The sequence below is a fragment of the Streptomyces sp. CNQ329 genome (assembly GCF_000482585.1).
On record NZ_KI519460.1, the window covers coordinates 345,341 to 358,855 of the forward strand.

Sequence of the window (13,515 nt, forward strand, 5' to 3'; positions counted from 1 at the left end):
CCTGCGCGCCCGGCGCACGCATCCGTGCGCCCCGTCCCGCTCCCCTGGCGCATCCGTACCGGCGTGGCAAAGGTGTGGTGTCCCCGGCTTGCGGGCGGGGCGCCGCCACCACGGGAGGGGATCCGGCCGCGGGGCGACGGCCCCGCCGGGCGATGGTGGAGCGACGGGTGGAACTACGGGCTCTGGGACCGCTGGAACTCTGGCAGGGCGAGCAGCGCCGCGACCTCGGTTCGGTCAAGGAGCGCTGCGTTCTGGCCGTACTGCTGCACGCGCGCGGGCGGTCGGTGACGGCCGAGGCACTGATGGAGCGCATCTGGGACGGCTCGCCGCCGCCGAGCGCGCAGGGCACGCTGCAGAGCATGCTCTCGCGGCTGCGCACCAAGCTGAAGCCGTACAAGGACACGATCGAGCTGGAGCGCCCCTCGCCCGGCCTGTACCGGCTGCGGGTCACGCCCGGCAGCGTCGACCTGCTGCGCTTCGAGGAGTTACGGACCCGGAGCGCGACGGCCGTCGCCCACGGCGAACGCCGGCGGGCCGTCGCCCTTCTGCGCGCCGCTGAATCTCTGTGGCGGGGAGAGCCGCTGGCCGAGTTCCCGGGGACCTGGGCGGCCTCGACCCGCGCCCGGCTGGCCGAGGACCTGCGCCGGGTGCGGGAGCAGCGCATCCGGCTGGAGCTGGAGGCGGGCCGGCACTCGGATCTCATCGGGGAGTTACAGGAGCTGGTGGCGGAGAACCCGCTCGCCCAGCGGCTCGTCGCCTCCCTCATGCTGGCGCTGTACCGCTGCGGCCGGCACGTCGATGCCCTGGACCTCTACCGCACCACGCACCGCCGGCTTCAGGAGGAGCAGGGCATGGAGCCCTCGGCGGAGCTACGGGACCTGCACCAGCGCATCCTGGAACAGGACCGCGAACTGCTCGCCGCCCCCACTCCCGCCGCCGGGACCCCGGTGGACGCGGCCGTGACGCTCGCGCCCCCCACCAACCTGCCGCGCGACACCCTCGACTTCACCGGCCGGGCGAGCGAACTGAGGCTGCTCCTCGCCGCCACGGGCGCGGGCGCCGGCCCGGGGGCGGTGCCCGGCCGGCGGGAGAAGCGGGCGCTGCCGCTCACCGTGATCCAGGGGATGCCGGGCGTCGGCAAGACGAGCCTGGCCGTCCACGTCGCGTACGCGCTCGGCAGCGCGTACCCCGACGGGCAGCTCTTCCTCGACCTGCGCGGCTTCAGCGGCCAGCAGCCGTACGACCCGGCCGAGGCGCTCGCCGTGCTGCTGCAGACTTGCGGGGCGCCGAAGACGCCGGACACGCTGGACGAGCGGGCGAGTGCGTGGCGGGAGTGGACGGCGCGCCGGCGGCTGCTCCTGGTCCTCGACGACGCCCGCGACGCCGCTCAGGTCGAACCGCTGCTGCCCGGTTCGCCGGACTGCCGGGCGATCGTCACCAGCCGCAACCGGCTGCGGCTGGACGGCGCCGAGTCGCTGGAACTGGAGGTGCTGGCCGCGGCGGAGGCGGCGGAGCTGTTCACCCGCATCGTCGGCTCGGCCCGGCTGCCCGGCGACGGCGCGACGCTGGCCGAGGTCGTCGCCGCCTGCGGCTGCCACCCGCTCGCGGTCCAACTGCTCGCGGGCCGCTTCCGGCACCGCGGCTCCTGGGACCTCCCGCATCTCCTCGACCGGCTCGGCCAGGCCGCCGATCCGCTGGAAGAGCTGGACGCCGCGGTGGCCTCGGCGTTCCGCCTGTCGTACGAGGAACTCAGCGCCCCGGCCCGGGAGATGCTCTGTGCCCTGGCCCTGGCCCCCGGCCCCGACCTGACGCCGAGCGCGGTGCTGGCACTCGTGGGTGCCCCGACGGGCGTCCCCCCGGCGGGGCCGCGGCGCAGCATCGACGAACTGCAGGACTGCAACCTGCTGGACGAGCCCGTGCGCGACCGCTACCGCCTGCACGACCTCATCGGCGCCTTCGGCCGTCAGGCCGGCCTGCGCGCCGTCAGCCCGGCCGCGCGGCAGGCGGCGTTCGCACGCCTCGCCGCGCACTACCTGACCGGGGCCCACCGCGCGACCCGCCTCGCCCACCCGCACCACCGCCTCCTTCCCCTGCCGCCGGATCTGGTCTCCCCGTACGCACCGGAGTTCGCGGACGCCGACGAGGCGTCGGTGTGGCTCTCCGTGGAACGGGCCAACCTCCTCGCCACCGCCGCCCACGCCACCACCCGGTCCCCGGCGACGGCGGCGCTCTTCCCTCACGTGCTGGCCCCGTCCCTGGACCGCTGGGGCGCCCGTGAGCCCGCCGAGGCGCTCTACGACGCGGCACTCGCCATCCTGCGCACCCGCGGGGGGACCGCCGCGCTGGCCCGGACGCTGGTGGACCGCGCGGCGCAACTCGCCAAGGAGAGCCCGCAGGAGGCCCTTCGCAGCGCGCGCGAGGCGCTGGCGGAGTTCCGGCGCGGCGGAGACGAACTGGGCTGCGCGGACGCACTGTTGCAGGCCGGCCGGGCCCAGCTCGCGGTCGGCGGCGTCGAGGAGGCACTGGGGGCCTTCGACGCGGCGCTGGAGGGTTTCCGCGGCGCGGGCGACCGGCACGGGGAGGCGTCCTGCCTGAACGTACGCGGCCTCGCTCTCCTGCACGGCGGCCGGCATGCCGAGGCCCTGCGCACCGCCCGTACGACGCTGAACCTGCAACGGATGCTCGGTGACCGGTACGGGGAGGCGAGGGCGCTGAACAACCTGGGCGATCTGCGCCGTTTCCAGGGCCACTTCGAGGCCGCCCTGGACTACTACGAGCAGTCCCTGAGCCTGATGCGGCGCTACGGAGCCCGCCAGGACCTCGCCATCCTCGCCACCAACATGGGCGAGGTCTACCAGGCGACCGGCCAGACCTCCCGGGCTCTGGAGTCCTTCCACCGGGCGCTGACCAGCCACCGGGCGGCCGGCGACGCGCTGGGGGAGGTGAACACACTGCTGGGCCTGGGCGGCGCGTACGCGGCCGGCGGGCGCCGCGGGGAGGCGCTGCTGCACTTCTCCATGGCCGAGCGGATCGCCCGCACCATCGGCACCCCGTACGAGCGCGCCGGCGCGCTGCTCGGCTCGGCCGAGATCCAGCGGGAGTCGGGCCGGCTGTCGGCGGCGCGCGAGCAGTACGAGTCCGTGCTGCGCGTGGCCGGCGACGCGGGCATCCCCCGGAGCGCCGCGCAGGCCCTGACCGGACTGACCCGGCTCGCCTTGACCTCGGGCAGCATCGAGGAGGCCCGGCGCCTCGCGGCGCGGGCGATCGTGCTCTACCGCAGCGCGGAGGCGGAGGACGAGGCCGGCAGGCTGCTCCGTCTCTTACGGGACCACGGCCTGACCGGTTCGTGAACCCGGCCGGCTACGGAGGCCGTCGAGGAGCGGCCGTCTCGTGGAGACGGCCGGTGTCAGGTGCCGATGCCCGCAAGGAGCAGGTCCACCGTGCCTTCCAGGAAGGCGTCGTCCAGCGGTTCGCGGGTGAGCAGCACGCGGGTGTGCAGCGGGCCCATGAGGGCTTCGAAGGCCAGCCGGCGGTCGACGCCGGGGCGGAGTTCGCCGCGGGACTCGGCGCGGTCGAGGACGGTCGCGCCGACCGCGAAGCGGGTGGTCCAGAACTGGTCGCGGGCCGCCTCGTACTCGGCCAGGTCCTCCTGCACGGCCATCCGCAGCAGCAGGCCGCCCAGCGGGGTGCGGACGAAGGCGGCGGTGCCGTGGAGGAGGGCGAGGAGGTCGCCCCTGAGGGTGCCGGTGTCGGGGGTGGGCAGGTCGGTGCGCGTGCGGTCGAGGACGGCGTCGAGGGCGAGCGCGGACTTGGTGCCCCAGCGGCGGTAGATCGACGTCTCGTGGACGCCGGCGCGCTGGGCGACCCCGGCGATCGACAGCGCGTCGACGCCGTGCTCCAGGACGGCGTCCACCGTCGCCTGCAGCACGGCGGCGCGTACGCGGGCGCTGCGGCCGCCCGTTCTGCGGGCGGCGGTGGCGGGCTGGCGGCTGCTTTCCGGCATCCCGCCAACGTAGCGCAGCTCAGTGCGGCGCCGGCCGTTCGGCGTGGGCGCGGGGGAGTGCGGCGACGAGCGCCGCGGTCACGGCGGTGAGTCCCATGCCGCCGGCGGCGAACAGGGTGAAGAGCGTCCAGAAGTCCGGGGTGAGAACCATCGGGGTGCCTCCTGAGCAGTTAACGCAGTAATGCTTGCTTTAAGGTACGGCGCGGCCGGCCTCTAACGCAAGATGACTTGCATTACGTGCCTCCGGGTGGGTGCGGGGGTACGTTCGTCCCAGGCCCGGCCCACCCCGCCGGCGAGCCGACGAGCACCGAGGAGCCCCTGATGACCGGCGACTTCGCCCCGTTCACCGCCGACGACTACCGCGCCCGCATGCGGCACGCCGCCCGCACCGCCGCCGACGCCGGGCTCTCCGGGCTGCTCGTCGCCCCCGGGCCCGACCTCGTGTGGCTCACCGGCTACGCGCCGCCCGCCGCGACCGAGCGGCTCACCCTGCTCGTCCTCGTGCCCGGGGCGGACCCGGTGCTGGTGGTGCCGAAGCTGGAGGCCGGCGACGCCGCCAAGGCGGCCGGCGGGCCGGTCCTCGCCCTGCGCGACTGGGCCGACGGCACGAGCCCGTACGCCGTGACCGCGCCGTTGCTCGACCCCCGCGGCCGGTACGCCGTCAGCGACGACGCCTGGGCGCTGCACCTGCTCGGGCTCCAGCGCGAACTGCCGGAATCCGCGTACGTCTCCTTCTCCGACGGGCTGCCGATGCTGCGCGCCGTCAAGGACGACGCCGAACTGGCCCGGCTGGCCGCGGCCGGCACCGCCGCTGACGCCGCGTACGTGGAGATCAGGAAGGCGCGCTTCGCCGGGCGCAAGGAGTCCGACGTCGCCGCCGACCTGGCCGCGCTGCTGCGCCGGTTCGGCCACTCCCAGGTCGACTTCACCGTCGTGGGCTCCGGGCCCAACGGCGCCGACCCGCACCACGAGGCCGGCGAACGGGTCATCCGCGACGGCGACATGGTCGTCCTCGACTTCGGCGGCCTCGTCCACGGCTACGGCTCCGACACCACCCGCACCGTGCACGTCGGCGAGCCCACGGCCGAGGAACGGGAGATCCACGACATCGTGCGCGCGGCGCAGGAGGCCGGCTTCCGGGCCGTGCGGCCGGGCGCCGCCTGCCAGGACGTCGACCGGGCGGCGCGCCGGGTCATCGCCGACGCCGGCTACGGCGAGTACTTCATCCACCGCACCGGGCACGGCATCGGCACCACGACCCACGAGCCGCCGTACATGGTCGAGGGTGAGGAGCAGCCGCTCGTGCCCGGCATGTGCTTCTCCGTCGAACCCGGCATCTACCTGCCGGGGCGCTTCGGCGTACGCATCGAGGACATCGTGACCGTCACCGGGAGCGGCGGGCGGCGGCTCAACGACACTCCGCGGGAGATGGCGATCGTCTCCTAGCCGGGCGGCGGTTCACGCCTGACCGGTGTCGAAGTGGCTGATGCGGTCGCCGGCGACCGTGAAGGACCACCGGGTGCGCATGGCGCCCCAGGTGGAGTTCGTGTACGTGGCGACGAGCGACCGGCTGTCCGGGGCGACGGACTCGACGTCCATATGGCCGGCGGAGGAGAAGATCTCCTTGTCGGTCCACGCCGCCAGGTCGCGCTCGACGCCGTCGTCGGTCATCGTCGCGTCGTCGGTCAGGAGCGCGAAGAACGCGTCCTTGTCCCCGGCGTTGAGCGCGGAGACGAAGGCGGCCACGACGGGGTCGCTGGGCTGGGCGGCCATGGGGTACCTCCGGGGTTCGCTGTCGGACGCACACGCGCCGCGTGCGCCACCCACGGCGTCATTGTCCCGCCGGCGGGCCGGCTTCGCAGGTCGTGGCCGCGGCCGCCGGGGGCCCCCGCTCAGCCGGCCCGCTTCACCCCGTCCACCACGACGTCCGCCACCGAGGCGTAGAACGCCACGTACCCCGCCAGCGGCGCCACCTCGTGGAGCGGCTCCTCGTACGACCAGGCCACGTCCGCCCGCTCGGGCGTCCCCGCGCCGCGGTACGTCCGGTACGAGGCGAAGCCCTTGTACGGGCACCCGGTCCGTGTGTGCGTGCGCTCGAAGAGCTCCAGCCGCACGTCCTCCGGCGGCAGGTAGAACTGTGCCGGCAGCCCCGTCTCGAAGACCGCCAGCGGCCTGTGCGACTCGGCGACCACCTGCCCGTCGATCGAGACCCGCACGTGCCGTGCGCTGCGGACCACGTCCACCCGGTGGTACGGATCCCGCGGGCCGGCGGGCAGCTCCTCGTCCTCCTCGTACCAGTGGTCCAGCGCCGACCACCGCACCGACACGTGGTCCGCCGGCCCGTCGCCGTCGTACGCCCGCACCGCGTCCGGCACGAGGTCCGCGCGGACGTCGCCGCGCGGGAAGGCGTACGTCACGGACGGCCTGCCCGCCTCGCGCACGAGCAGCGGAGCCCGGCTGTCGACGACGAGTTCGCCCCCGAGCCTGCCGCGCACCCACCGCTCGCTCGGCTCCCAGGTCCTGGTCCCGAAGGTCGCCATCGTCCCTCCCGCTCAACGGTCACCATCTGTCAAAGCCTGTCAGTGCCAACATCCGCCGCGCGCCCGGACTTCCCGTCCGGGAGAACGCACGGGTGCGCGGCCCGCCGCGTGTGGTTGCGGGCCCCCTCCCGTCCCCCCACCGTTGCGGAGCAGGGCATTCCGCCTCCGTTCGGATCGCCGGCTTCCTTGACACCCCCGATTGGTATAGGCCAGTATCCGGCATTGGTCTGTACCAAGTCTTCTCGTGCCGCTTCAGCCCCTTCCGACACACCCTTCACCCCGTCCGCACCCGTCGCGCGCCCGGCCCGCAGTACCGCCGCGGCCGCCGTCCCGCCCCTGCTCCCGCGGAGGTTTCCATGGCAGCCAACAACCCCGAACTCGCCCGGCTGGCCAACTCGGTTCTCCAGCCCGGGTTCGTGGGCACGACCGCGCCCGACTGGCTGCGCCGCAGAATCGGCGAAGGGCTGGCCTCCGTGGTGCTCTTCGGCCGCAACATCGCCGACCCCGAGCAGGTCGCCGCCCTCACCACCGCGCTGCGCGCCGAGAACCCCGACCTGATCATCGCCATCGACGAGGAGGCCGGTGACGTCACCCGGATCGAGGCCGGCACCGGGGCGACCCGCCCCGGTAACCTCGCCCTCGGCGCCGTCGACGACGTCGAGCTGACCGAGCAGGTCGCGTACGACATCGGCCGCCAACTGCATGCCATGGGCGTCTCGCTCAACTACGCGCCCTCCGCCGACGTCAACTCCAACCCCAAGAACCCCGTCATCGGCGTCCGCTCCTTCGGCGCCCGCACCGATCTGGTCTGCCGGCACACCGCCGCCTGGATCCGCGGCCTGCAGTCCGCCGGTGTCGCCGCGTGCGCCAAGCACTTCCCCGGCCACGGGGACACCAGCGTCGACTCCCACCACGGACTGCCGCACGTCTCCGCCGACGCCCGCGAGATCGCCCGTACCGCGCTGCCGCCGTTCACCGCCGCCATGCAGGCCGGCGTCCGCACCGTCATGACGGCGCACATGCTCATCCCCGCCTACGACGACAGCCTCCCCGCCACCCTCAGCCCCCGGATCATCCGCGACCTGCTCCGCGACGAACTCGGCTTCACCGGGCTCGTCGTCACCGACGGCATCGAGATGGGCGCCGTCTCCGACCTGTACGGCATCGAGGGAGCCACCGTCCGCGCGCTCGCCGGCGGCGCCGACGCCGTGTGCGTCGGCGGCGAGAGCGCCGAGGAATCCGTCACCACCGACCTGACGGACGCCATCGTCGCCGCCGTGCGCGACGGCAGCCTGCCCGAGGAGCGGCTCGCCGAAGCCGCTGCCCGGGTACACGAGTTCGCCGGCTGGTCCGCCGCGCTGACCCGCAGTGTCCCGGCCGGCGACCCCCGCGGCGACGGGGCCGGCCACGAGATCGGCCTCCTCGCCGCCCGCCGCGCGGTCCGGGTCCACCACGGCCCGGCGGGCGCGGCCCGCTTCCCGCTCGCCGGCGATCCGCACGTCGTCGAGTTCGCCCCCGTCACCAGCCTCGCCATCGACGGCCGCACGCCCTGGGGCGTCGCCGGCCCGCTGCGCGCCCTGCGCCCCGGCACCACGTCGGTGCGCCTCGGCGAGTCCGAGCTGACCGGCGCCCCGGGGGGCGCCGCGGACGTGCTCGACGGGCAGGCGCTGCGTCCGGCCGACGGCCGGGAACTGGTCGTCGTCGTCAGGGACGCGGCCCGCCACCCGTGGATGTGGCAGGCGCTGGCCGACCTGGTGCGGCGGCGGCCCGACGCGCTCGTCGTCGAGATGGGCCTGCCCGCCGAGGACCGGCTCGGCGCCGTGCATCTGTCGACGCACGGTGCCACGCGCGTCTCCGGCATCGCCGCGGCCGAGGTTCTCACCGGCGACGTGTGACGCCGGCACGTAGCAGGGTTCCACCCTCTGGAGGAAAACGTTCCATGCCCGACCCCGGCCCGTACCTGTACCGTGCCGCTTCCGGCACCCCGTACTGCAGCGCCGACGGCGAGTCCTACCTCGCCCGCACCCCGTTACGCGACATCCGCAAGTCCCGGCCCCTGCGCGTGCTTTCCGAAGAGGACTTCGCGTTCTGGCAGACCTCCGGCTACGTCGTGGTCAGGGAGGCGATACCCGCCGAAGCCGCCGCCCTGCTGCTCGACTTCGCGTGGGACTTCCAGGGCCTGGACCCCGACCGGCCGGAAACCTGGTACGAGGAGCGCGAGTTCCGCTCCGACCTCGATCGCGACCTGCACGTGTACGGCTTCGTCGAGGCGTACCAGCACCAGCTGATCTGGGACAGCCGCCAGACCCGCCGTGTCTACGACGCCTTCGCCGACGTGTGGGACTGCGACGAGCTGTGGGTGACCCTCGACCGGCTGCACCTCAATCCGCCCAACGTGCGCAACCGCAGCCGTGCCCTCATCGAGCCCGCCGACACCGGCTTCGACATCGAACTGCACTGGGACGTCGACACCACCCTCGCCGTCCTCCCGCAACGCGTCCAGGGCATCATCGCCCTCAACGACACCCGCCCCGACCACGGCGGCTTCCAGTGCGCGCCCGATCTCTTCCGCGACTTCGAGAAGTGGCGGCTCGCCCAGCCCGCCGGCCGCGACCCGGTCCGGCCGAACACCGACCGTGCCGAGTTCCCCGTCGTACGCCCCGAGCTGGCCGCCGGCGACCTGCTCCTCTGGAACGGGCTGCTGGCCCACGGCGTCGCCCTGAACTCCTCCGACGGCGGCGTACGCGCCGTGCAGTACCTCGCGATGATGCCCGCCCTGGAGGAGCACGAGCGGCTGCGGCGCTCGCGCGTGGAGTCCTGGCGCACCCTGTCCACCCCCGACTGGAACGCCACTCTCCTCGGCGACGCGCGGCGGCAGGAGTCGGAGCGGTACGGGCCGGCCGAGCTGACCGGCCTCGGCCGCAAGCTCCTCGGGCTCGACTCCTGGCATCCGCCCGCGCCGGACGCCGGGACGGCCGCGGACCGGACGGAGCAGACCGGGGAGCGGGCGTGGCACGTATCTGCCTGACGCTGCCCACGAACCGCGCCTGCGCGGCCACCATCGCCGCCGTCCACGAGGAAGCCGCCCACGCCGCCGCCCGCTTCGGCGTCGAGGTCCACTTCCTCGTCCTCGACTCCGCCGCCGAGCGCGACCGCGCCGGCCACGCCGCCGCCGTCGCCGGGCTGCCGCCCGTTCCCGGCGTCGTCGTGCACCATCTCGGCGAGGCGGAGCAGCGTACGTTCCTCACCGCCGTGCTCCGCCGCGCCCGGGTCGCCGGCGCCGACAAGCGGGCCGGCACCTGGTCGCCGACCACGGCGCGATCCGGGCGCACGTCGCACGGCTCTCCTCACGCCGGCGCGCGGACGGGGAGCGGCGCTACTGGCTCTTCCTGAGCTGCGGCAAGTTCAACGGCCTGTACGAGGTGGACCGGTTGCAGTACCCGCTGGTGTTCCCCTCCCACGGCGTCGCCGCGGAGCTGGTGCCGGCGGTCGTCGCCGGCCCCACCTGCGACAGCGACGACGTCGTGGCGGAGGGCCGCGTGCCGGTACAGGTTCCCCGGGCCGCCGCGTCCGGGGATCCGGTGTGGATCCTGTCCAGCGGCGCGTACGCCGTCAGTTACCTGACCCGGGGGTTCAACGGTTATGGCCCGCTACCGCACACCTGCCTGCGTGCCGGCTGAGGTGCGCATCCGGCACATCGCCGCGCACGACTGGGGCGCCATCGCCGCACTGGAGGACCGCGCGTACGCCGACCGCGCGCTCACCGAGGGCCGCGAGGCGCTCGCAGCCCGCGGCCGGGCCTCGCCCGGCACCTGCTTCGTCCTGGACGCCGACGGCGCGCCGGAGGGCTATCTGCTGGCGCTTCCGTACCCGGAGTTCCGCTGCCCGGAGCTGCGGGGCGCGGAGGAGGCCGGGCACGCCACCGACAACCTGCACCTGCACGACATCGTCGTGGCCGAACGGCTGCGCGGCACCGGGCTGGCCACGTGTCTCCTCGCCCGGCTCACGGCCACCGCCCGCGCGCGGCGGTACCGGCGGATCTCCCTCGTCGCCGTCGCCGGTACCGCGGTGTTCTGGACGCGCCGCGGCTACCGCCCGCACCCCGGGGTGGCACTCCCGGCCGGTTACGGCCCGCGGGCGGTCTCCATGTCCCGGGAAGCGGGCTGATCACGATGCCGCCGATACGCGACGAGTTCCGCCGGGCCCAGGTGGCGATCGCGGCGCTCTTCTGCTTCCTGGGCTTCCAGTACGTCACCTGGGTGTCCCGGCTGCCGTGGATCAAGGACGAACTGGACCTGACGGCCACCGAGCTGGGGCTGCTGCTCATGGCCTGCGGTGCGGGCGCCGCGGTGTCCTTCCCGCTGGTCGCCCATCTGATGAAGGCGATGGGCGCCGAACGGCTCGCGTTCGCCTCGGCGGGCGCCCTGCTGCTGGTCCTGCCGGCGTTCGCCGCGGCCCCCGGCTACCCGGTCGCGCTGGCCGTCGCCGCCGCCGACGGCGTCGCCGTCGGCTGTCTGAACGTGGCGATGAACGCGCAGGGCGCCGTCCTGGAGAGGATCCACGAGCGCACGGCCATGGCGAAGATGCACGCCACGTTCAGCGCCGGGTCGCTGGCCGCGGCGCTGCTCGCCTCCCTGGTCCAGACCGTGACCGCGGTGCCGGCCGCGCACTTCGCGGTGGCCGCGGTGCTGCTCGTCGCCATGCTCGCCGTCGCCCGTACCGGGCTGCCGCCCGACGACGGCTTCCGGCAGCCGGACAAGGAGCGCCGCCGCCGCCGGCGGCCGGCGCGCGTCACGCTGTGGATGGGGTGCGCGATGGCGTTGGGCACCGTCACCGAGGGCGCCATGAACGACTGGTCGACGCTCTATCTGGAGGACGTCGCCGACGCGGCGCCGGAGGTCGCGCCGCTGGGCATCGCGGTGGTCTCCGTGATGATGGTCCTCGCCCGCCTCTTCGCCGAGGGCTGGCGCACCCGCTGGGGCGACGGCCCCGTGGTGCGGCTCGGCAGCGCGCTGGCGGGCACCGGGCTCGCCGTCGCGGTGCTCGCGGGCGGGGTGGTGCCGGCGCTGGTCGGGTTCGCGTGCGTCGGACTGGGCGTCGCGGCCGTGACGCCGTGCGTCTACGTCGCGGCGGCCCGGGAGGGACCGGATGCGCTGTCGCTGGTGGCGTCGATGGGCACCACGGGGCTGCTGGGCGGGCCGGCGGTGATCGGCTTCATCGCGGGTGCCGCCGGGCTGGCGTGGGGCATGGGCGCCGTCGCCGTGTCCGCCCTGCTCGTCTCGCTGTGCACGACGCGTATACGCTGGCCTGCGCTGAGCAGGGCCTGAGCGCCGGCGGGCGCGAACGGGGCACTACACAAAGGCTGTTCGAAGCGGGGGTGGGTCGGCGTGGCGACACACGCGCGGGGCCGGTCGCCGGAGCCGGACGAGAGGACGGCTGCGGACCGGGACGTACCCGGGGAGGCGCCCGGGGACGTTCCCGGGGCGGCGGTGCGGGGCAAGGACGCGGCCGGCGGCGCCGTCGCGGTCGTACGGACCGCACCCGGCGTCCCCGGGCCGCCGGGGCTGCCCGGGGGAGCGCGGGTGTGGACGTTCGACGCCGGGCCCGGGGCGGAGCCGGACCTCTCGGCGCTCGACGAGGGGGAACTGCGGCGGCACGCGCGCTTCCTGCGCCCGGCGGACCGGATCCGCTACGGCGTCGCCCACGCCGCGCTGCGCCGGCTGCTCGGCGAGCTGACCGGCGCCGCGCCCGCGGCGCTGCGCTTCGGCCGGCGCGCATGCCCCCGGTGCGGCGGACCGCACGGCCGGCCGGTGCTCGAACATCCGGCGGGCGGCCCCGAGTTCTCGCTCTCGCACGGCGGCGGGCTGGTACTCGTCGCGGTCGCGCCCGGCCGGGTGGGCGTCGACGTGGAGCCGGTCCCGGGCACGCCGCCCGACCCGGGCCTGGTGGAGCGGCTGCACCCGGCGGAGCGCGCCGTGGTGCGGGCGGCGCCCGAGGAACTGCGGTCCGCCGCGTTCACGCGCCTGTGGACGCGCAAGGAGGCGTACCTCAAAGGGCTCGGAGTGGGCCTCGGCCGCGCCCTCGACGCGGACGACGTCTCCACCGCCGTACCCGGCTGGCACCTGGTCGATCTGGCCCCGGGGAACGGCCACGCGGGGGCGCTGGCCGTGGAGCGCGCGGGCGCCGGGGACACCGCCGGGGACATCCGCGGAAGCGGCACGGGATTTCCCTGATCCGCTGCCGTGAGAACGGCCGTTCCGGCTCATTCCGGTTCCGCCCTCCGGCTCGGTTCGCCGTCCTGGAGCGGATGGCCCGCCGGGAGGCCCGCCTCCTGCTGGTCCGCGCGCCCGGGGAACTGCCCGGCGTACGGCTGAAGGTGGTGCCCTGCCCGGAAACGCCCCGGTGCCGATCAGGCCCTGCCCACACGCGTCTTGCCGGTGCGCCGGCTCGGCGAGTGACTCGGCGGGGCGGCGGGCGACTCCACCCTCGTCGTCCTCGCCTGCGAACGCCTCGAACCCCGCCGCTCGCCGGCCTCGCCGCGCTCCTCGACGGCGGCGGGAAGGGCACGGTCGAGACCCCCGCCGCCACGGTGGCGCGGCTGCGCGCCGCGGGGGTGCGCGGTGCGGCGCTGACCGCGGCGGTGGACGACGCCGAGCGCCGGTTCACGGCCGGCCACGGCGCCGTCGTCACCTTCCCCGCCGCCTGCCGCGCCGCCGGCGGCACACCGCGCCGGCTCCGGCCGCACGACGACCCGGAACTGTCCGCGGACGACGGCGACTACGCGCGGCTGCGGTTCGTGCGGGAGACCGCGCTGTAGCCGGCGAGGCAGCGGGCCGTCCGCATGGAGGGGCGGCCGGGGCACCGGTGGACACCGGCGCTCCGGCCACCCCTTCGTGTGTCCGTGCTGGGGCGCCCGAGGGAAATCCATGTTTCCTCCCTTGACGGCCCCGGGGTGCCGTGCCTAGCGTGCTT

Annotated in this window: 12 protein-coding genes and 2 pseudogenes; 10 read left to right on the plus strand and 4 right to left on the minus strand. The window is 75.1% G+C overall.

What is annotated here, in order from left to right; translation table 11 throughout:
- Nucleotides 1-167 precede the first annotated feature (167 nt).
- On the plus strand, nt 168-3,350 hold the full coding sequence (locus I003_RS0131010) for a BTAD domain-containing putative transcriptional regulator (protein ID WP_027774973.1): 3,183 nt from the start codon (nt 168-170) through the stop codon (nt 3,348-3,350).
- A gap of 56 nt (nt 3,351-3,406) precedes the next feature.
- Here I003_RS0131010 and I003_RS0131015 read toward each other — a convergent pair whose 3' ends face one another.
- Nucleotides 3,407-4,003, minus strand: coding sequence for a TetR/AcrR family transcriptional regulator (locus I003_RS0131015; protein WP_027774974.1), 597 nt, complete (start codon nt 4,001-4,003; stop codon nt 3,407-3,409).
- Between the two features lie 19 nt (nt 4,004-4,022).
- On the minus strand, nt 4,023-4,154 hold the full coding sequence (locus tag I003_RS37230; RefSeq protein WP_486584489.1) for a hypothetical protein: 132 nt from the start codon (nt 4,152-4,154) through the stop codon (nt 4,023-4,025).
- Between the two features lie 170 nt (nt 4,155-4,324).
- On the opposite strand from I003_RS37230, the gene I003_RS0131025 reads away from it, so the two are divergent.
- Entirely contained in the window at nt 4,325-5,449 is a 1,125-nt protein-coding gene (locus I003_RS0131025; protein WP_027774975.1) for an aminopeptidase P family protein, read from the plus strand.
- Between the two features lie 12 nt (nt 5,450-5,461).
- Here the strand turns inward: I003_RS0131025 and I003_RS0131030 are convergent, their stop codons facing one another.
- Both I003_RS0131030 and I003_RS0131035 read right to left on the minus strand, forming a co-directional pair.
- Nucleotides 5,462-5,776, minus strand: coding sequence for a hypothetical protein (locus I003_RS0131030; protein WP_027774976.1), 315 nt, complete (start codon nt 5,774-5,776; stop codon nt 5,462-5,464).
- A 119-nt stretch (nt 5,777-5,895) separates the two neighbouring features.
- Entirely contained in the window at nt 5,896-6,543 is a 648-nt protein-coding gene (locus tag I003_RS0131035; RefSeq protein WP_027774977.1) for a DUF427 domain-containing protein, read from the minus strand.
- Nucleotides 6,544-6,899: 356 nt separating this feature from the next.
- On the opposite strand from I003_RS0131035, the gene I003_RS0131040 reads away from it, so the two are divergent.
- The 8 genes and pseudogenes from I003_RS0131040 (at nt 6,900) to I003_RS36330 (ending at nt 13,360) form a co-directional block, all read left to right on the plus strand.
- Nucleotides 6,900-8,438: a glycoside hydrolase family 3 N-terminal domain-containing protein gene (locus I003_RS0131040; RefSeq protein ID WP_027774978.1), complete on the plus strand. Its 1,539-nt coding sequence runs from the start codon at nt 6,900-6,902 to the stop codon at nt 8,436-8,438.
- A gap of 44 nt (nt 8,439-8,482) precedes the next feature.
- A complete protein-coding gene (locus I003_RS0131045) occupies nt 8,483-9,571 on the plus strand; it encodes a phytanoyl-CoA dioxygenase family protein (RefSeq protein ID WP_027774979.1) in 1,089 nt (362 codons plus the stop codon).
- Nucleotides 9,553-9,831: pseudogene (locus tag I003_RS36610) on the plus strand (DUF6271 family protein); the annotation flags it as partial. The gene I003_RS0131045 and the pseudogene I003_RS36610, both read left to right, overlap by 19 nt.
- Nucleotides 9,828-10,223: pseudogene (locus I003_RS36615) on the plus strand (type III PLP-dependent enzyme); the annotation flags it as partial. The pseudogenes I003_RS36610 and I003_RS36615, both read left to right, overlap by 4 nt.
- On the plus strand, nt 10,213-10,710 hold the full coding sequence (locus I003_RS36620; RefSeq protein WP_486584490.1) for a GNAT family N-acetyltransferase: 498 nt from the start codon (nt 10,213-10,215) through the stop codon (nt 10,708-10,710). The pseudogene I003_RS36615 and the gene I003_RS36620, both read left to right, overlap by 11 nt.
- 5 nt (nt 10,711-10,715) lie before the next feature.
- Nucleotides 10,716-11,870 (plus strand): MFS transporter, encoded by a 1,155-nt coding sequence (locus tag I003_RS0131065; RefSeq protein ID WP_027774983.1) that lies wholly within the window; start codon nt 10,716-10,718, stop codon nt 11,868-11,870.
- A gap of 60 nt (nt 11,871-11,930) precedes the next feature.
- Nucleotides 11,931-12,776, plus strand: coding sequence for a 4'-phosphopantetheinyl transferase superfamily protein (locus I003_RS0131070; RefSeq protein ID WP_027774984.1), 846 nt, complete (start codon nt 11,931-11,933; stop codon nt 12,774-12,776).
- 221 nt (nt 12,777-12,997) lie between these two features.
- Nucleotides 12,998-13,360, plus strand: a complete 363-nt coding sequence (locus I003_RS36330; RefSeq protein ID WP_158689060.1) for a hypothetical protein — start codon at nt 12,998-13,000, stop codon at nt 13,358-13,360.
- Nucleotides 13,361-13,515 lie beyond the last annotated feature (155 nt).